This is a genomic window from Geodermatophilus sp. SYSU D01106, assembly GCF_054049995.1.
On sequence record NZ_JBJGYM010000019.1, the window covers coordinates 36,178 to 53,904 of the forward strand.

The 17,727-nt window shown below is 73.6% G+C and carries 15 protein-coding genes; 5 read left to right on the top strand and 10 right to left on the bottom strand.

Annotated features, from left to right (window positions below; genetic code table 11):
• Positions 1 to 113: 113 nt before the first annotated feature.
• A complete protein-coding gene (locus ACI78R_RS17980) occupies positions 114 to 1,439 on the bottom strand; it encodes a glycosyl hydrolase (protein WP_457041720.1) in 1,326 nt (441 codons plus the stop codon).
• A 431-nt stretch (positions 1,440 to 1,870) separates the two neighbouring features.
• Here ACI78R_RS17980 and ACI78R_RS17985 point away from each other — a divergent pair, with 431 nt between their 5' ends.
• Positions 1,871 to 3,031, top strand: coding sequence for a glycosyltransferase (locus tag ACI78R_RS17985; protein WP_457041721.1), 1,161 nt, complete (start codon positions 1,871 to 1,873; stop codon positions 3,029 to 3,031).
• 129 nt (positions 3,032 to 3,160) lie between these two features.
• Positions 3,161 to 4,354 (top strand): glycosyltransferase, encoded by a 1,194-nt coding sequence (locus ACI78R_RS17990; protein ID WP_457041722.1) that lies wholly within the window; start codon positions 3,161 to 3,163, stop codon positions 4,352 to 4,354.
• Here ACI78R_RS17990 and ACI78R_RS17995 read toward each other — a convergent pair.
• Positions 4,332 to 5,444 (bottom strand): amidohydrolase family protein, encoded by a 1,113-nt coding sequence (locus tag ACI78R_RS17995; RefSeq protein WP_457041723.1) that lies wholly within the window; start codon positions 5,442 to 5,444, stop codon positions 4,332 to 4,334. The two genes, ACI78R_RS17990 and ACI78R_RS17995, sit on opposite strands and share 23 nt — an antisense overlap.
• An 89-nt stretch (positions 5,445 to 5,533) precedes the next feature.
• Here ACI78R_RS17995 and galE point away from each other — a divergent pair, with 89 nt between their 5' ends.
• Positions 5,534 to 6,481 carry a UDP-glucose 4-epimerase GalE gene (galE, locus tag ACI78R_RS18000; protein WP_457041724.1) on the top strand — a complete coding sequence of 316 codons (948 nt, stop codon included), beginning with the start codon at positions 5,534 to 5,536 and terminating at the stop codon, positions 6,479 to 6,481.
• A 15-nt stretch (positions 6,482 to 6,496) separates the two neighbouring features.
• Here galE and ACI78R_RS18005 read toward each other — a convergent pair whose 3' ends face one another.
• Positions 6,497 to 7,612: an acyltransferase family protein gene (locus ACI78R_RS18005; protein WP_457041725.1), complete on the bottom strand. Its 1,116-nt coding sequence runs from the start codon at positions 7,610 to 7,612 to the stop codon at positions 6,497 to 6,499.
• A gap of 282 nt (positions 7,613 to 7,894) precedes the next feature.
• On the opposite strand from ACI78R_RS18005, the gene ACI78R_RS18010 reads away from it, so the two are divergent.
• On the top strand, positions 7,895 to 8,350 hold the full coding sequence (locus ACI78R_RS18010; protein ID WP_457041726.1) for a MerR family transcriptional regulator: 456 nt from the start codon (positions 7,895 to 7,897) through the stop codon (positions 8,348 to 8,350).
• 12 nt (positions 8,351 to 8,362) lie between these two features.
• Here ACI78R_RS18010 and ACI78R_RS18015 read toward each other — a convergent pair whose 3' ends face one another.
• The 5 genes from ACI78R_RS18015 to ACI78R_RS18035 all read right to left on the bottom strand — a co-directional run bounded on the left by ACI78R_RS18015 (position 8,363) and on the right by ACI78R_RS18035 (position 13,936).
• Positions 8,363 to 9,706, bottom strand: a complete 1,344-nt coding sequence (locus ACI78R_RS18015; protein WP_457041727.1) for an NAD(P)H-dependent oxidoreductase — start codon at positions 9,704 to 9,706, stop codon at positions 8,363 to 8,365.
• Positions 9,703 to 10,272: a dTDP-4-dehydrorhamnose 3,5-epimerase family protein gene (locus tag ACI78R_RS18020; protein WP_336030463.1), complete on the bottom strand. Its 570-nt coding sequence runs from the start codon at positions 10,270 to 10,272 to the stop codon at positions 9,703 to 9,705. Before ACI78R_RS18020 ends, ACI78R_RS18015 begins: the two co-directional genes overlap by 4 nt.
• Positions 10,269 to 11,297 (bottom strand): NAD-dependent epimerase/dehydratase family protein, encoded by a 1,029-nt coding sequence (locus tag ACI78R_RS18025; RefSeq protein WP_457041728.1) that lies wholly within the window; start codon positions 11,295 to 11,297, stop codon positions 10,269 to 10,271. Before ACI78R_RS18025 ends, ACI78R_RS18020 begins: the two co-directional genes overlap by 4 nt.
• Positions 11,298 to 11,431: 134 nt before the next feature.
• Positions 11,432 to 12,250 (bottom strand): sugar phosphate nucleotidyltransferase, encoded by an 819-nt coding sequence (locus tag ACI78R_RS18030; RefSeq protein WP_457041729.1) that lies wholly within the window; start codon positions 12,248 to 12,250, stop codon positions 11,432 to 11,434.
• A gap of 186 nt (positions 12,251 to 12,436) precedes the next feature.
• Entirely contained in the window at positions 12,437 to 13,936 is a 1,500-nt protein-coding gene (locus tag ACI78R_RS18035; protein ID WP_457041730.1) for an exopolysaccharide biosynthesis polyprenyl glycosylphosphotransferase, read from the bottom strand.
• 385 nt (positions 13,937 to 14,321) lie between these two features.
• On the opposite strand from ACI78R_RS18035, the gene ACI78R_RS18040 reads away from it, so the two are divergent.
• On the top strand, positions 14,322 to 15,386 hold the full coding sequence (locus tag ACI78R_RS18040; RefSeq protein ID WP_457041731.1) for a glycosyltransferase family 2 protein: 1,065 nt from the start codon (positions 14,322 to 14,324) through the stop codon (positions 15,384 to 15,386).
• A 4-nt stretch (positions 15,387 to 15,390) separates the two neighbouring features.
• On the opposite strand, the gene ACI78R_RS18045 is transcribed toward ACI78R_RS18040, so the two are convergent.
• Both ACI78R_RS18045 and ACI78R_RS18050 read right to left on the bottom strand, forming a co-directional pair.
• Positions 15,391 to 16,434 (bottom strand): alpha-hydroxy acid oxidase, encoded by a 1,044-nt coding sequence (locus ACI78R_RS18045; RefSeq protein WP_457041732.1) that lies wholly within the window; start codon positions 16,432 to 16,434, stop codon positions 15,391 to 15,393.
• 147 nt (positions 16,435 to 16,581) lie between these two features.
• Complete coding sequence (locus ACI78R_RS18050) at positions 16,582 to 17,667, bottom strand: hypothetical protein (protein WP_457041733.1); 1,086 nt, start codon at positions 17,665 to 17,667, stop codon at positions 16,582 to 16,584.
• Positions 17,668 to 17,727 lie beyond the last annotated feature (60 nt).

The window sequence follows — 17,727 nt, forward strand, 5'->3', positions numbered from 1 at the left end:
GCAGCCGAGGTGCGGAACCCCATGGGCCCGAGACCTCAGCCGATCCGGTCACATCGGACCCGGATGCGTCTCGGGCCGGGCACCACGAGGTGCCCGGCCCGAGACGAGGGGGACTAGAAGACGTCCTGGTAGGCAGCCGCCGAGGCCGGCATCCGCGTGCCGCCGAAGAGGCGGTAGTCGTTGTCGTGCATGTCGACGTTGAACTGCACCTCGTAGAGCAGCTGCCCGGCACCGCCGCCGGCGTTGGCACTGAAGAAGCCGTGCATGGCCTCGATGAAGGCCGGCGAGTCGCCGCCGCTGGCCTTGCCCGACCACTCCGGCACCGACAGGGGCAGGCCGACGCTGCGGGCGAAGTCCAGGTGCGCCTGCAGGCCCTTGGGGGCGCCGTAGCCGTCGACGTCGTCGACCGAGTCGTCCCAGCCGGCCTGGCTGTCGACGTACGGCCAGCCGTTGTAGTAGTCGACGCCGATCACGTCGACGTACTCGGCACCCGGGAAGGCCTCGCGCCAGTCCATGCCGTTGCCCACCGACTCCCGGTTCACGCAGAACACCAGCTGCGACTCCGGGAAGATCTCCTGCTGCAGCGCCCTGAACCGCTGCCAGGCCACGATGAAGTCTCCGTGGTTGTCGGCGTTCACCGACCACGGGTACCAGTTGCCGTTGAGTTCGTGGGCGAAGCGGATGAACAGCGTCCCGTCCCGGTCACCCCACAACTGGCGCAGGTTGGTCAGCGACTGCCGCCACCGGCCGTCATAGGCACCCCCGGCCGCCTCGGCCCAGGTCTCACCCTCGTCGATCGCCCCGATCGCGATGTCCAGCGACTCGTTCCACGACCCGAACTCCCCACCGGGGTGCAGCTGCCAGAGGGCGACCTGGCCCTCGTTGCTGTCGGCCCAGGTGCCGGCCACGGTCACCGCCGATCCGCGCCAGGCCGCGAACTCACCCGAGGCGACACCGGTGCCGGACGCGCCCGACAGCCAGGTGCCGGCGGCGACCAGCGCGGCCCGTGCAGCGGACGCACCGCCAGCCGCGGCGGCCACGGGCCCGGACGAGCCCGACGCGGCGGACGACGACGCGGCGGACGACGCGGAGGACGACGCGGAGGACGACGAGGATGCCGTGGACGACGGAGCCGACTCTGCCTGCGCGGTCGACGAGTCGGAGGCCTCCTCTCGCTCGGCTCGACTGGCCTCCTCCTCGACCGGCGCGGTCTCGGGCACGGGCGCGGTCTCGGGCACGTCGGCGGTCACCGAGCCGGGGGCGGGAGCCGACTGGCCGGTGTCCGCGGTCGCGCTCGACCGAGCCGGCGGCGGGACGACCGCACGGCCGGTGGCGCTGCCGCGCTGCGCAGCCACGTCGCTCAGCTCCTCCTCCGTACTGCCGGAGAAGGCCGAGGCACCGAAGACCGTGGCGACGACACAGAGCACGGTGGCGAGCACGAGCAGGACGGTGACACCCGCCGATCGCGCCGGGCGCCCCGCTCGGCGGTGGTGGTGGGCGGACTGGCCCGTGGGGGAAGACAGCACGAGAAGAGAACCTCCGCGCGTCCGACACTCGGCGTGATCGGACGAATTACGTCAACGACATTTGGACTCTGGCACATGCAGACAGCGTCCAGGAAGTCACGGAGCGTGGTCAGAAGCCACAGTTTCCTCACGAGCAACAGCACGAGGCCGTGATCGAACCGTGATTTCCGCGCTACCAGTGGTGATTCACTCATCACGGAGAGTGGGATCGATGCAAACATGACTTCGATCACATCCGCCCCGCTGGTCACGGGAGACAGTCGCCCGCGCGGGCGACGTGGGCACGGTCCCGACACACCGCCCGCTACCGTGCCCGGGTCCCATCGTGTCTGGAGGCAGGTCCCGTGCGCAGCGTCGTCGTCGCGAAGTTCGTCCCGTGGCCACCCAACAGCGGCGACAAGCGACGGACGCTGGGTGTCGTGCGCGCCCTGCAGGAGCAGGGGCCGGTCACGCTGTGCGCTCTCGAGGGAGAGGACGAGGACGCGGCACCCCTGCGCGCAGAGGGCATCGACGTGCGCAGCGTCCCGTTGCGCCGGCGTCCGGTCGATGTCGCCGCAGGTCTGGTGCGCGGGCGCTCGCTGACGGCCGCGCGCTTCTGGGAGCCCCGCCTCGCCGATGCGGTCGCCGAGGCGGCCGGCGAGGACGCCGACGTCCTCGTGGTCGAGCACGTGCAACTGTTGCCGTACGCACGGGGGATCCGCGCGGGTGTCCGCGTCCTGGACATGCACAACGTCGAGTCCTCGCTCGCCCGGCGCATCGGGGAGTCCACCACCGGGCCCCGCGCCTGGGCCTGGCGCGCCGAGGCCCGCGCGCTGCGCGCCCTGGAGCGGCGGGGGTCGGCCGCCGTCGACGTCGTAGCGGTGGTGAGCGACCTCGACCGCTCGACGCTGCGCACGATCGTCGACCACCCGCGCGTCGTGGTCGTCCCCAACGCCTGGGACGAGCCGGCACCCCTGCCGCCGGCAGAGGGGCCGGTGGCGAGCTTCGTCGCCCTGCTGTCCTGGGGACCCAACGTCGACGCGGCCACCTGGTTCTGCCGCGAGGTCTGGCCGCAGGTGCTCGAAGGGCTCCCGGACGCCCGGTTGCAGCTCGTGGGGCGCAACCCGACCGCGGACGTCCGCGCCCTCGCCGGCCCGTCGGTCGAGGTCACCGGCACGGTCCCCGACCTCGGGCCCTGGTACGCCCGCACCCGCGTCTCCCTGGCGCCGCTGCGCGCCGGGGGCGGCTCACGGCTGAAGATCCTCGAGTCCCTCGCCGCGGCACGGCCGGTGGTCGCGACGACGATCGGCGTCGAGGGCCTCGAGGACCTCGTCGGCCGGGGCGTCGTCGTCGCCGACGAGCCGGCGGAGATGGCCGCGGAGCTCGTCCGGCTGCTCGCGGACCCCGAGCGGAGCGCGGAACTCGGCCGGGCGGGCGCCGCCGCGGTCGGGAGCGACCACTCGTGGCGCGCCGCCGTCCGGCCGCTGTTGCACGAGCTGGGTGTGGGACCCGCACGGGGGAGGTGACCCGGTGGAGCCTTGCCGCTCTCCAGCCGCACAGGCGAAGATCGGCGCTCGGCATGCGCGTGGGCGGGCACCCGCACCAGCACACGCGGAGGTGGGGGCGGACGCCCCCGGAGAGAGGCTGCTCCGCTCATGACGGCGTCGAACACCCGCACGGGGTGGCTACCGGCCGTGCTGGTCGTCGAGAACTCGCTGCGCGAGAACGGCGGCCTGCGTGTGTCGCTGGACTACGCCCGCCGCTACCAGGACGCGGGAGCTCGCGTCCGCGTGGTCGCTGTCGAGGACGCCGACGACAGCGCTCTGGCAGAGCCGGACCCCTCTCTGGTCCTGGAGATGCTCACCCCACGCGGGAGCCGGCTGCGGACCTCGCTGGGCCCGGCTCTCAGGCGTCTCGTCGCCCTGGCACGGGAGGCCGACGTGGTGGTCGCAGGGTCGGAGATCGGCAGCTGCCTGCTGCTCGGCTCGCTGGCCGCCCGACTGGCCCGCCGCCCGTTCGCCGTCCTCGTCCAGGCCGATCTGGACAGCGCGATCCACGACTGGGTCCCCCGGCGGCTCCACGGCCTCACCCGCCGCGTGCACCGCCACGTCGACGCGGCCGTCTGCGTCGCCGAGAGCATCGTCCCGGGCCTGGTGGCCAACGGGCTCCCGGCCGACCGTGCGACGGTCGTGGTCAACGGCATCGACGTCGCCGCCGTGCGGGCACGGGCGGGTCTCCCGCCGTCACCCACGGGCGACGGGCACTCCCCCGGTGATGGCCGACCGACCGTCGTCGCCAACGGCCGGCTGACCGCCGCCAAGGACTTCCCGCTGCTCGTGCAGGCCCATGCCCGCGTCCTCCGTGCGGGCGTCGACCACCGGCTGGTGATCATGGGCGAGGGGCCCGATCGCGAGCACATCGAGTCCGTGGTGGCGGAGCTCGGCGTCGAGGCGTCGGTGTCCCTCCCCGGGTTCGAGCGGGAACCGTACAAGGCGATCGCCGCCGCGGATCTCTTCGTCCTCTCGTCACGCACCGAGGGCCTGCCGCTCACCGTGCTGGAAGCGATGGCGGTGGGCGCGCCGATCATCGCCACCCGGTGCGGCGCCGGACCCGGCCTGCTGCTGGAGGACGGTCGGTACGGCGACCTGGTGCCGCCCGGCGACCTCGACGCGCTCGCCGGGGCCCTGGAGCGCCACCTTCGCGATCCGGAGCCGCTGCTCCGGCGCGCCCAGGGCGGGCCGGAGCGGGCCCTGGAGTTCGACGCGGGCCGCTCAGCCGCCACGGTGCTCGACGTCCTCACGCGGCTCGCAGGAGCCGGTAGGCCCCTCAGCGACGCAGCGCAGGGATGATCCTCCGGGCATTGCCGGCGTAGACCTGCGCCAGCACGTCCTCCGGGAGGTCCAGCCCGGAGACCGCCCACCGGCCCTGCGGCGGCACCGGGGCGGTCGAGTAGGGAAAGTGCTCGTCGGCCGTCTCGAGCAGTCGGAACCAGATGCGGTACTCAGCCGCGTCGAACGGGAAGGAGTCGGTGCCCCACAGGACACGGTCGGCGTACTGGGTCAGGAGGGTCCGGGCGGCGCGTGGCTGTCGCCCGAGCTCGGCGGCGCGGGCGGACAGGTCGACGACGAGGTTCGGGTGGGCGTCCAGCATCCGCCCGACCCGTCCCAGGTCCTCCGCGCAGGAGGCCAGGTGGGCGGCGATGAACGTCGTGCCGCGGTGGGCGGCCACCAGACGCTCGAGCTGGCTCACGAGCTCCCCGTGTGCGGGGACTGGGCGGGAACCGTGGTGCCAGTCGGGGTGCAGGACCAGCTCCTCCCAGCGCTCGTTGCGCCCGTCGACGGGCTGCCAGAAGGCAACGGGGTCGGCGGTGTGCACCAGGACGGGCAGTCCGAGCTCGGCGGCCGTGTCCCACACGTCGGCGAGCCGGGCGTCGTCCACGGGCACGAGCGTCCCCGCGGAGTCGCGGACGGACATGCCCAGGTCCTTCCACACCTTGATGCCACAGGCACCCGCGTCGGCCGAGCGCCGGAGCTGCGCGCTGAGCCGGGAGGGACCGTCCGGCTCGGCCAGCAGTGACCAGTCGAGCTGACAGAAGGTGGCGAACCGGCCGGGACGGGCCCGGTCGTAGCGCTCCAGGTTGTCCTGCAGCTCCCGGTCCCAGCGGCCGTCGAGGTTGACGACGGTCGCGACACCGAGCTCGTCCATGCACGCCACCAGCTCGCCGACGTCCGGGGCCATCCACCGCGTGCCGTCCGTGAGCCAACGCCCCAGGTGGTTGTGGACGTCGACGGCCGGCACGCGCGCGGACCGGACGTCGGACTCCGCCGCCACCAGCGTGGACACGGGGACGTGGTCCTGGAGTCGGAGGGACCGCAGGCGCAGGCGGGCCCGGACGTCGGCCGCACGACGAGTGGCGGCCCGGGTGTAACGCTCGATCACCCGACCATCCTCTCCGGAGGATCACACTCTCGGGTCACCCGGGGACGCAGATCCCCCGGACGTGGCGCCGGGCCACCTAGTCTGCCGCCGTGACATGGCTGGTCACCGGGGGAGCCGGGTACATCGGACTGCACGTGGTGCGCGCGCTGCGCGAGGCGGGCGACGACGTCGTCGTGCTCGACGACCTCAGCACCGGCAGGGCCCACCTGCTGGACGTGCCACTCGTGCGAGGCGACGTCGGCGACCCGGAGGTCCTCGACCGGGTCTTCACCCGGTACGACGTGCACGGGGTCGTCCACATGGCCGCCAAGAAGCAGGTCGGGGAGAGCGTGGCCCGGCCGACGCTGTACTACCGCGAGAACGTCGGCGGGCTGACCACGCTCCTCGACGCCATGCAGCGGCACGACACCGGCGTCCTCGTCTTCTCGTCGTCCGCGGCCGTGTACGGGTCCCCCGATGTCGACCTGGTCACCGAGCAGACGCCCACCGTCCCGATGTCGCCCTACGGCGAGACCAAGCTCGTCGGCGAGTGGCTGGTCCGCGACGCCGCACGGGCGAGCGGCCTGCGCTACGCGCTGCTGCGGTACTTCAACGTCGCCGGCGCGGCCGCCCCGGAGCTCGCCGACGTCGCCGTCACCAACCTGGTGCCCATGGTCTTCGAGCGGATCACCCAGGGGCTCCCGCCGCGGCTGTTCGGCGACGACTACGCGACGCCGGACGGCACGTGCGTGCGTGACTTCATCCACGTCGACGACCTCGCCGACGCCCACGTGGCGGCTCTGCGTCACCTCGCCGCCGGCGGCGCGGACCTGCTGCTCAACGTCGGCCGCGGCGTGGGAGCCTCCGTGCGGGAGGTGCTCGAGGTCGCCGGCCGGGTCACCGGGCTCCCCACGGAGCCCGAGGTTCTCCCGCGCCGCCCCGGCGACCCGCCCCGGGTGGTCGCGGCTGCCGACGCCATCCGCGAGCAGTTGGGCTGGAAGGCCCGCCACGACCTGACGGAGATGGTGCGGAGCGCCTGGGAGGGCTGGCCCCGCTGACCGCGGGGGCTCGGGTCACGCCGGTGAGCGGTCGCTCGCGGGGCGGGGCAGGTCCTTGAGCCGCAGCGCAGGCCGCTCGACGAGCAGCCACGACACCGTGGCCGCCCCGAGCGCCAGCACGAGGCTCGTCAGCACGAACGACGCGGGGTCGAGTGCGGCCGCACCGGCGAGCAGCAGGAGGAACTGCACCGGCCAGTGGTACAGGTACAGGCCGTAGGACAGGTCCCAGCGCGGCTCCCATCGCAGCGGGAACCGCGCCACCGCCGCGAGGCACAGGTGGGCGAAGGCGACGGCGCCGACGACGCGGTGGTCGGGGAGCCAGAGGGCGGCGGCCAGCACCACCGTGCTGCCGACGAGCCACGGCCAGCCGACCGGGACCCGGTCGGCGTACAGCCACGCCGCCCCTCCGAGCAGGAAGAGCAGCAGGAAGCGGAACAGCTGCAGGTTGTCCAGCACGGGCACGTCGACCGGGATGAGCCCCGCGTGCTCGGCCAGCAGGGCGACCCAGACGACGGCGCAGCCGGCCGGCACCCACACCGGCCGGCGCCGCAGCACCGCCGCGGCGCCCAGGACCCCCACGAGGACGTAGCAGGCGGCTTCGTACTGCAGGGTCCACAGGGAGCCGTCGAGGACGTCCTCGCCGGTCGGTGCGGTGATGCCCGCGATGTCGAACTGCAGGATCGGCAGGGCCGCGTTCACCACCACGTACCGCCAGGCCGGTGACTCACCGTCGGCGAGGACCGCCAGGGGGTCGCGCCCTGCGAGCACGGCCGCGAGCGGGGCCACGATGATCGCGGTGACCAACAGGCAGGCCCAGAAGCCCGGCATGAGGCGCAGGAAGCGGTGCCAGGCGAAGCGCCCGGTCGAGGGCAGGCGCAGGGCGCTGCGCACCACCAGGAAGCCGCTGAGGACGAAGAAGCCGTCCACGGCGAGGTCGGCCAGCGGGGCGCGCCCCACGACCGGCTGCCAGCCGGCGCCGATGTCGAGGCCGTGCGCGACGGCGACCGTCCCGGCCAGGACGAGCCGCATGAGCGCGAGCGCGTTGGACCGCGGGGAGAAGGTCGTCCCGAGCGTCGGCCCGGAGGTGCGCGGAGCCAGGCCTCTCCCCTGCCTCCGGACCGTCGCGGTCATGCGGGCCTGGCCCGGTTGGTCGTCGCTCGTCCCGCCATCTCGTCCTCCGCCAACTCGGTCTCCCCGTCGTGACCGCATCCGTCAGGACCTGGTCGTCCCGCAACCCTCCTCTAAGGTGAGAGTCGAGTCAATCGGTGAGAGTAGAGGTCTCGAGCGAGGTGGGATCGCCCATGGGCGACGGGGCGCGGACGGAGTGCGTCGGGGACGAGCCGACCGACCTGTAGCCTTCCGCGGGATCAGGCGGGGACGACCGCCGTCGGTGTCCGGTGGGGAGGAGCAGAGATGTCGCAACGCTTGATGCGGATCGGCGAGTTGGCCGAGCGGACGGGTCTGTCCCTCCCGACGATCCGGCACTACGACGAGACCGGCCTGCTCAGCCCGTCGGCGAGGACGGCCGGCAACTTCCGCCTGTACAGCGAGGCGGACTACGAGAAGCTGATGGTGATCCGGCGGATGAAGCCCCTGGGCTTCACCGTCGAGCAGATGCGCCAGCTCTTGGTGGCGGTCGAGGGGTTGCGGACCCCGGAGGAGCACACGGGGGCCGAACGAGCCCAGCTGGTCGAGCGCCTGCGCGGGTTCATAGCCGATGCGACGGAGCGGCGCGACCGGTTGCAGCGCAACCTCGACCGCGCGGACGAGTTCATCGGGGTCCTGCGCCGGGAGGAGGCCGCCGGGCTCGCCGCCGCAGGACAGACGACGGCCGGGCCCCGCCCCGAGGGCGAGGCCCGGCCGGCCTGAGGAGTCGAGACGTCAGCGGTGGGCGCCGACGCGCTCCCCCGAAGACGCCGCGGCGCTGCCGAAGAACATCTCGTCCTGCTCGGCGCGCAGCCGGTCGACCAGCCGGCCCTGGGGCAGCTCGACGTCGGCGTAGCCGATGACCTCGTCCTTGGCGACGTCGCGCAGCAGCCGGCAGCCCTCGGCCAGGCCCACGGGCAGCAGCCGGTCGGCGTGCGTGACGTCGGCCCGCTCGGCCTCCCCGTAGTAGTGGTAGCCGCCCGGCCGGTCGAGCACCGTGCCGGCCGCGAGGTCGGTCTTGGCGACCGTCACGACGTCGACCTGCGGTGCACCCGCGGGCCGGATCGTCGCGTCGCCGAGCAGCGCCACCCGCGCCACCGTGGTCGGCACCTCGAAGTGGCAGAGGTGGTAGGGCGTGTAGAAGCTGTACAGCGGCCCGGTGCCGAGCTTGTAGAGCTCGAGGTAGTGCCGCTGCTTGGGGTCGTCGTGGGTGCCCATGACGTACACGCCCGGGCCGGGCTTGGCGCCCACCACGTAGTCGACGACGCCGCCGAGGGCCTGCAGCTCCTCGACGTCGTAGCGCTGCGCGAGCTCGTCGACGTGCCCGGTGTGGTCCATGGCGTAGAGGCCCCGCTTGGGCACGGTCAGGCCGAAGGCGTTGGCCACCAGCGCCTGCTCGACGCTGACCTTGGTGCCGTCGGCGAAGCTCGTGACCATCCACGGGTCCTGGCCCCAGCGCTTGGCGAACCCCTCCTGGGTGGTGGGGTTGCGGTAGGGGTCCTGCAGGCCCTTGATGTTGCCGGCCACGAGCGGGCGCAGGCCGATCTGCCGGACGAACCGGATCAGGTTGGCCTGGACGCCGGGCTGGTCGCCGTCGGCCCCGGAGTAGACGACGCCGGCCGCGTCGGCCTTCGTCACCAGCAGCGGGCCGAGCGTGGCGTCGACCTCGGCGTTGAGCAGCACCAGGTGCTTGCCGCCGGCGATGGCGGCCAGCGCCAGTTCCGCGCCGAAGTCGACCGCGCCGGTGGCGTCCACGACGACGTCGACGGCGTCGCTGCCGGTGACCAGCGCGATGTCGTCGGTGACCGCGACGTCGCCGGCGGCGGCGATGCGGGCGACGTCGGCGACCGACTCGGCCGCGGCCGGCGTGGCGCCGGCCTCGGTGACGATGGCGTGCGCCTTGGCCGGCGTGCGGTTGCAGACGACGGTCAGCTGCACGCCCGGGGTGCTGTTGAGGACCTGGTTGACCAGGCCCTTGGCCATGAACCCGGCGCCGACCAGGCCCATGCGGACCGGGCGGCCCTCGGCCTGCCGCTGCAGCAGCAGCGTGTCGACGGCCCCGCCGACGACGGGGTTCACGCGGGCACCCCGGCGCGGAAGCGCTCGGCGTTGGCGTCGGCGTCGAAGGCCGGCCAGGCGGCGTCCTTGTCGCTGACCACGGCGACCTCGCGCGGCCAGGTGATGCCGAACGCGGGGTCGTCGTAGCGGTAGCCGACCTCGGCGCCCGGCGCGTACGGGACGCTGACCATGTAGAGCACCTCGGTGTCGTCGGTCAGCGTCTGGTAGCCGTGCGCGAGGTGCGGCGGCAGGTAGAGGCCCAGCCGGTTCTCGGCGGTGAGCTCCACCTGCACGTGCTGCATGTAGGTGGGCGAGTCCGGCCGCACGTCGACGGCGACGTCGACGATGGCGCCGCGGGTGCACCGGATGAACTTCGACTCCGGATGGCCGGGCAGCGACAGGTGCATCCCGCGCAGCGTGCCCGCGCGGTGGTTCCACGAGACGTTGCACTGGGCGACCTCGGAGCGCATGCCGTGCGCCTCGAACTCCGCCGTGTCGAACGAGCGGGCGAAGGCGCCGCGCTCGTCGGTGAACGGCGTCATCTCGACGAGGTGGACGCCGTCCACCCCGAGGGGCGTGTACTTCACAGGGCGGCCTTCCAGAACAGCTGCGGGTCGACCTGCTCGGTCCGCATGAGGTACTCGATCTGCTTGAGCCGGGTGTGGCCGCGGCCGGTGAAGGTCGCGTCGTCCATGTCGATCGACTTGAAGATGGTGTGCAGCTGGGCGGCGCCGGCCTTGGCGTCCCAGTCGGTGTCGTAGCCGGGCAGCACCTGGCGGATCCGGTCGAAGGCGACGCGGTAGCTGCGGTTGTCGGCGCTCGGGTCGCCGAAGGTCAGCTCGCAGCCGGGGAACTCCGCGGCGACGATCTCGGCGATGTCGCGGACGCGGTAGTTGTTGCCCTCGCTGCCCACGTTGAAGATCTCGCCGTGCACCCGCTCGCGGGGGCTCTCCAGCGTCATGCGGATGGCCTTGGCGATGTCGAGCGCGTGCACCAGCGGCCGCCACGGCGAGCCGTCGCTGGTCATGGCGATCTTGCCGGTCGTCCAGGCCAGGCCCGACAGGTTGTTGAGCACGATGTCGAAGCGCATCCGCGGGCTGGCGCCGAAGGCGGTGGCGTTGCGCAGGAACGTGGGCGAGAAGTCGTCGGTGGCCAGGGCCGAGACGTCCTTCTCCACCAGCGCCTTGCAGCGGGCGTAGGAGGTCTGCGGGGAGACCGGGCTGCTCTCGTCGACGGTGCCCTCGGCGACGCCGTACACGCTGCAGGAGCTCATGTAGACGAACCGCGGGACGCCGGCGGCCTTCGCTACCTGGGCCAGGTGCACCGACCCGTGGTGGTTGATGTCGTAGGTGACGTCGCCGATCAGGTCGCCGATCGGGTCGTTGGACAGCTCGGCCATGTGCACGATCGCCTCGACGCCCTCGAGGTGCTCGGGGCCGAGCTTGCGGATGTCGAGCGCCAGCGTCTCGGGGACGTGCTCGAGGCCCGGGTAGAGCCAGCCGTTCTTGTAGTAGCCGGTGTCGACGCCGATGACGTCGTGCCCGGCCCGCATGAGCTCCTGCGCGGTCAGGCAGCCGAGGTAGCCCTCGGTCCCGGTGACCAGTACCCGCACGTCGTTCCCCGATCTCCTGTTGCTGTTCCTTGGCCCGGCCCGCCGTCGGCGGCCGGTCGATGGGTGGTCGCGCGCTGCACCGGGCGCGGCCGAGGGGCCGGCCGGATGCTGATCCGGCCGGCCCGAGGCGGACGTCAGTCCTGCCAGACCTTCCACTCCGCCTTGCCGTCGTCCCAGAGGCTGTTGAGCTCCTTCCAGTCGCGGAAGGTGTCCATGCCCATCCAGAAGCCCTCGTGGCGGTGGACGCCCAGACGGCCGTCGCGCGCCAGGCGCTGCAACGGGGAGTGCTCGAGCATCTCCTCGGTGGCGTCGGCATCGAGGTACTCGTCGACGAAGGGCCGCTCGAAGAGGAAGAAGCCGCCGTTGACGTAGCCGGTCTGCGGCTGCTTCTCGTTGAAGGCCGTGACGTCGTCGCCGTCGATGACCATCTCGCCGTAGCGGCCGCTGGGGTGGACACCGACCAGCGTGCCCAGCTTGTCGCCGGCCATGTGGGCCTCGAGCTCGGCGGTGAGGTCGACCGCGCCGACGCCGTCGCCGTAGGTGAGGGCGAAGCGCGGGGCGTCGAGGTACTGCGCCACCCGGGCGATGCGGGCGCCGGTCGCTGTGGTCAGGCCGGTCTCCGCGAAGGTGATCTCCCAGTCCTCCTCGGCCACGTTGGTGTGGAACTCGAGGTCGTGGTCACCGCGCATCTTGAGCGTGAAGTCGTTCATCCGCGCCCGGTGGTCCACGAAGTACTGCTTGATCATGTCGCCCTTGTAGCCGAGGCAGAGGACGAACCGACGGTAGCCGTGGGCGCTGTAGGTCTTCATGATGTGCCACAGCACCGGGCGGCCGCCGATGTCGACCAGCCCCTTCGGCAGCTGCTCGGACGCCTCGCGGAGGCGGGTCCCCATGCCACCACAGAGGATGACGACGGGGATCTCGGACGTCGGGACGGCGACCTTCTCGGTCATGCGGAGGACTCCTCGTTGCTGCTGGACTCCGTCGCAGGCTAGGCGGAACGGAGCGGGGGTGGAACCGGATCCGCCCGCGTCGCCCCTCTCGGGTGACCTCCCGGCGCACCGCATGGGGGACGTCCGCGCGTCCGCCGCACCGTCCCGGGGGGGGCGGCGCGGTGGGGCGTGCGGATGGGTCCTCTGTCAGCCGCCGGCGCCGCGGAGCACGGAGCTGAACGTGCGCAGGATGATCTTCAGGTCGAGCCAGAGCGACCAGTTCTCGATGTAGTAGTTGTCGAAGCGGGCACGGTCGGCGATGGAGGTGTCCCCGCGCAGGCCGTGCACCTGGGCCCAGCCGGTCAGCCCGGACGGGACGCGGTGCCGCGCCTCGTAGCTTGGGTAGGCGCTGCGGAACTCGTCGACGAAGTGCGGCCGCTCCGGACGAGGACCGACGATGCTCATGTCCCCGCGGACGATGTTGAACAGCTGCGGCAGCTCGTCCAGCGACGTCTTGCGCAGGAAGCGGCCGACCCGCGTGACCCGGGGGTCCTTGGCGATGTTCCAGGTCGTCGCCGACTCGGTGGCGGTCGCCCGCATCGACCGGAACTTCAGCACCTGGAAGGTGCGGCCGTCGACACCGACCCGCTCCTGGCGGAAGAGGACGCCGGGGCCGCTGTCGAGTCGGACGGCCAGCGCGATGAGCGCGAGCAGGGGCGCCAGCACGGTGACCGCTCCCCCGGCGACCGCGAGGTCGAACAACCGCTTCACGCGCCAGGCGGGGCTGCGGTACGTCGACCGGCGCAGGCGCACCAGCGGCAGCCCCCAGGCGGTGTCCATGTCGTCGTCGACGTGGTGCAGCTCGAAGAGCCGGGGGACGACGAAGAGCTCGCAGCGGTAGCGGTCGCACGTGCGGATGAGCCGCACCATCTCCGACTCCTTCATCGAGGAGAAGGCGACGACCACGTTGTGCACCAGACCGTCACGGAGTTCCTCGGTCAGGTCCGCGGGAGTCCCGAGGACCGGCAACCCCGCCTCCCCGGCCAGGTACCGCGGGTCGGCGTCGAGGAAGCCGACGGGGTGCAGCCCGTACTCGGGGTGCTGCTGGAGGATGTCAGCGACCTGGTGGCCGACCCGGCCTGCGCCCACGATGAGCGTCCGGTGGACGACGAGGCGCCGGGAGCGCAGCCGCCGCACCAGCGCGTATCCGACGGCCCGCAGCACGATGACCAGGACGCCGATCGTCACGGCGCCCCAGAGGAAGCGCCAGTTGATGATGTAGTCCTGCCACAGGGCCCGGGACCACACGACCTGCGCCAGCACGGCCAGGCCGGCGGCGAGGGTCCACCGCCCGGCGAGGACCGGCAGGTCGTCGAGCGCCGAGAGTGCCAACCGCGAGCGGTAGAGGCCCGCCTGCGCGAGGGCGAGGAGGAAGAAGACGGCGAAGGCGATCGTCTTGCGCAGTGGCGAGTCGTCGCCGACCTCGCGGCCGAACCACTCGGTACCGACGAGGCCGACGAGCACCGCGACGAGGTCGAGGCCGAGGAGCAGCGGCCGGACACCGAACCGGGCGAGGTGACCCAGCGGGCCGGAGTCGGGCGCGTCGGCGGTCGAGGTGCCGACCGGTCGGGCGGCGCCGGCGGTCTGCTCCGCACCACGCGGAACGTCGGTCGATCCCGTGGCCAGCTCACGCGGAGACGTCGTCACGTCGGCGCACCCTCCCCCCGGTGCCGCGACTGCGACACCCCTCTCCGTCACGTGTGGTGACCGCGCCACCGGAGGGTGACGGTAGCGATCACGGAGCGAGACTGCGGTCGACTGGGATGGGCCTCTCACCCGACCGCGGTAAGCCGGCAGCCCTGGCCGGTGATTCGTCACGCGCCGTGTCGACTTCCACACGATCACCGTGGTGACCTCGACATCTGTGGCCGAGACCGAGCGCCGTCCGGTCCGTTGACGGCTCGCCGGCCGTCCCGGTCCGATCGTTCGGGTGGCGTCCGTGCACGTGTACACCGCCGGGGTGGGAGCGGCCTCTACCCTCTCCGATCACGGACCGTGATCCCGATCGGGGTCGGTCGAGCGAGAGGACGTCATGAGCACCGGAGCACGACCGCAACGGCAGGGTGCCCCGTCGAGCGGCACGGCCACCGCGGCCCCGGAGGCCCGCGCGGGCTCGCCGGCAGTCACCGTCGTCGTCCCGGCCCGCGACGAGGTCGCCACGATCGGCGCCTGCCTGGACTCGGTGCTCTCCCAGGAGGGTGTGGACCTCGAGGTCGTCGTCGTCGACAACGGCTCGACCGACGGCACCACCGAGCTGCTGCACGCCCGCGCCGCCGCCGACCCGCGCGTCGTCGTGGTGTCCAACCCGGTGGCGTCGATCCCGGCGAGCCTGAACGTCGCCGTCGCCGCGGCCCGCGGCACGTGGATGGTGCGCGTCGACGCGCACTCGACGATCCCGCAGGGCTACGTGGCGCACGCCGTCGCCCGGCTCTCCGAGGGCGGCTGGGCCGGCGTGGGCGGGCGCAAGGCCGCCGTCGGCCGCTCCCCCGTCGGCCGGGCGATCGCCGCGGTGCTCAACTCCAAGCTCGCCGTCGGCGGCTCCGTCTACCACTGGGGCACCCAGGAGACCGTGGTCGACCACGTGCCCTTCGGCGCCTACCCGCTCGCGCTGGTGCGCGAGCTCGAGGGCTGGGACGAGCGGATCGCCAACAACGAGGACTTCGAGTTCGACCAGCGGGCCCGCGCGCACGGCGAGCTGCTGTTCGACCCGCGGCTGGAGATCGCCTGGAACGTCCGCGAGACGATCGGCGACCTGTGGCGGCAGTACCGGCGCTACGGCCGCGGCAAGCCGGCGGTCGCGCTGCGGCACCCTGAGGGCGTCAGCCCGCGGCACCTCGCCCCGCCCGCCCTGGTGGTCTGGCTGGCGCTGGCCGCCGGGGTGGCCGTGCGCCGTCCGGGCCTGGCCGCGGCCGCCGTCGCGCCGTACGCGCTGGCGGTCGGCGCGGCGTCGGTGGCGATCGCGCGCACCGCGCCTGGCGACGCCGACCGCCGCGCCGTGCCGGCCGCGCTGGTCGCCATGCAGGTCGGCTGGGGCCTGGGCTTCTGGGAGGGCGTCCGCGACCTGGTGGGCGACATGGTGCGCGACCGCCTGCGTTGAGCGCCTAGGCCCGCGCCCGGATCACCATGCTCGGGTCGAGGTCGGCCGGGCAGGTGGCGCCGGCCACGGCCAGCACGTGCTGCAGGTGCGCGGTCAGCGCCTGCAGCGACGCGGTGACGGCGGGCGCCCCGCCGGCCGCCAGCGCCCAGAGGACGGGGCGGCCCACGAGCACGGCGTCGGCGCCGGCGGCGAGGGCCACGAGCGCGTCGGTGCCGCTGCGGATGCCGCCGTCGACCAGGACCGGCACCTGCCCGCCGACGGCCTCGAGCACCTCGGGCAGGGCGTGCGCGCTGGGGACGGCGCGGTCGAGCTGGCGGCCGCCGTGGTTGGAGACGATCACGCCTGCTGCGCCGGCGTCGACGCAGCGGCGCGCCTCGTCGCCGCGGAGCACGCCCTTGACCAGGACGGGCAGGCCGCCGACGTCGGCGAGCCGGGCGATGCTGTCCGGCGTCATCGAGGGGTCCTGCTCGGCCGACTCGCGGCCGACGGCGCCGGGGACCAGGTGCTGGGCGAGGTTGACCAGGTACTGGTCGTCGGGGACGGCGATCCGGGTGCCGCTGACCTTGTCCTTCCTCCCCACGTACGGGGTGTCGACGGTGAGGACGACGGCGCGCGCCCCGGCGGCCGCGGCGCGCTGGACCAGCGCCTCGGTGAGGCCGCGGTCGCGCATCAGGTAGGCCTGGAACCACCAGGGCCCGGTGGCGGCGGCGCCGATCTCCTCGATCGTCCGGGACGCCCGGGTGGAGATGACGGTGAGGCTGCCCGCGTCGCCGGTGCCGCGGATGGTGGCGCACTCGGCGTCCTCGTGGGCGAGGGCGTGGAAGGCCATCGGCGCGACGACGAACGGCGAGGCGAGCTCGGCGCCGAGCAGTGTGGTCGTGAGGTCGACGCGCGACACGTCGCGCAGGACGCGCGGCCGCAGCCGGAACTCCCGCCAACTGGCCTCGGCCTCGGCGAGGGTGACCTCCTCACCGGAGCCGGCCTCGTAGTAGTCCCAGACCTCCGGCCGCAGCCGGGTCCGTGCCTGGTCCCTGTGGTCAGCGAGCAACGCGAGCATGCTGCGTGGGCCGGGCGTCCCGGCCCGCCTCCTCTCCAGCGGCCGGCCGGGGTCAGCCGGCCGGGACGGGGCGCCGAGCGTAACCAGGTGGGATCTGTGGACGACTCCGCACGCACGGGACCCTCCCCGTGCGAGTGATCACTCGCTGTCATCGCAACCGGTGCGTCGCGTTGCGGGGCGCCGGCCGGGGTTGACGGGCACCTCGGCAGGGTCGAGCGTGCGCGGGGTGAGGAGCGGGGAGCCGGTCGGCGCCCAGCCGGCCGGAGGGACCCCTCGCGGGCTCCCGACCGGGCACGGACGCCTGCCCTGGGCGATCCGCGTCCTCCTCGTCGCCGCGATCGCTACAGCGGCATGGGCCCTCGTCAGCACCCTGGCACCCAGCGCCCGGGCAGAGGAGGCGACGGCGACGGCGGACGGCGTCGTGGCCGACCCGGCAGCCCCAGGCCGGGGCGTCGGCTCGGACGGGTCCCCCGGCACACCGGAGCGCGCGGCCGACCCGCAGCCCACCCGGGCGTCCGCGGATCCGGCTCCCGCGCGGTCCCTCGCGTCGGAGCCGGCTCCCACTCCAGCGCCCTCCGCTCCACAGGTCGCTCCCGAGGCGGACGAACCGTCACCGCCGCCGGACAGCACCCCCGTTGCAGCCGCACCGGACACCGCTCCTGATGTGGACACCGGTCCCCCCGGCACGTCGACGCCCGACGCGACCCCGGACCCGGCCCCCACCACGCCCCAGCCGACCACCCCGGACTCCGCACCCCTGGACACCGCCCCCCTGGGCACCGCCTCCCCGGGTACCACCACACCCGGCACCGCGACGCCTGTCACGTCGGCACCAGAGCCCACCACCGGCACCTCGACGCCCGGCACGTCGACGCCCGGCACGTCGACGCCCGGCACGGCGGCACCGGCGACCACCACCGGCACCACGTCGGCAGGCGCGGCCGTGGCCCCGCCCGCGCCCGGCACCCCCACGCCCGGCACCCCCACGCCCGGCCCCGCGACGCCCGGCACGGCGGCACCGGCGACCACCACCGGCACCACGTCGGCAGGCACGACCACGGCCCCGCCCGCGCCAGACCCAGTGGCCGCGTCGGCCGCCACCACCACGGCGACACCCGCCGCCGGCACCGCTACGACGGTGAGCAGTCCGTCGACGACCGGCGCCGCCGAGAGCGCCGCGGCCGTTGCAACCGGCACCGGGGCCACCACTGGATCGAAGGGCACCCTCCCCGACGCCACCCTGCCGGAGCAGCCGGGCCCGACTGACAGACGGCACGTCGTCGG

Excerpts from the sequence above, each read along its gene's own strand:
- ACI78R_RS18010 (WP_457041726.1), top strand. The coding sequence starts at position 7,895 with ATGTCGCAACGCTTGATGCGGATCGGCGAGTTGGCCGAGCGGACGGGT.
- ACI78R_RS18040 (WP_457041731.1), top strand. The coding sequence starts at position 14,322 with ATGAGCACCGGAGCACGACCGCAACGGCAGGGTGCCCCGTCGAGCGGC.
- ACI78R_RS18030 (WP_457041729.1), bottom strand. The coding sequence starts at position 12,250 with ATGACCGAGAAGGTCGCCGTCCCGACGTCCGAGATCCCCGTCGTCATC.
- ACI78R_RS18005 (WP_457041725.1), bottom strand. The coding sequence starts at position 7,612 with ATGACCGCGACGGTCCGGAGGCAGGGGAGAGGCCTGGCTCCGCGCACC.
- ACI78R_RS17990 (WP_457041722.1), top strand. The coding sequence starts at position 3,161 with ATGACGGCGTCGAACACCCGCACGGGGTGGCTACCGGCCGTGCTGGTC.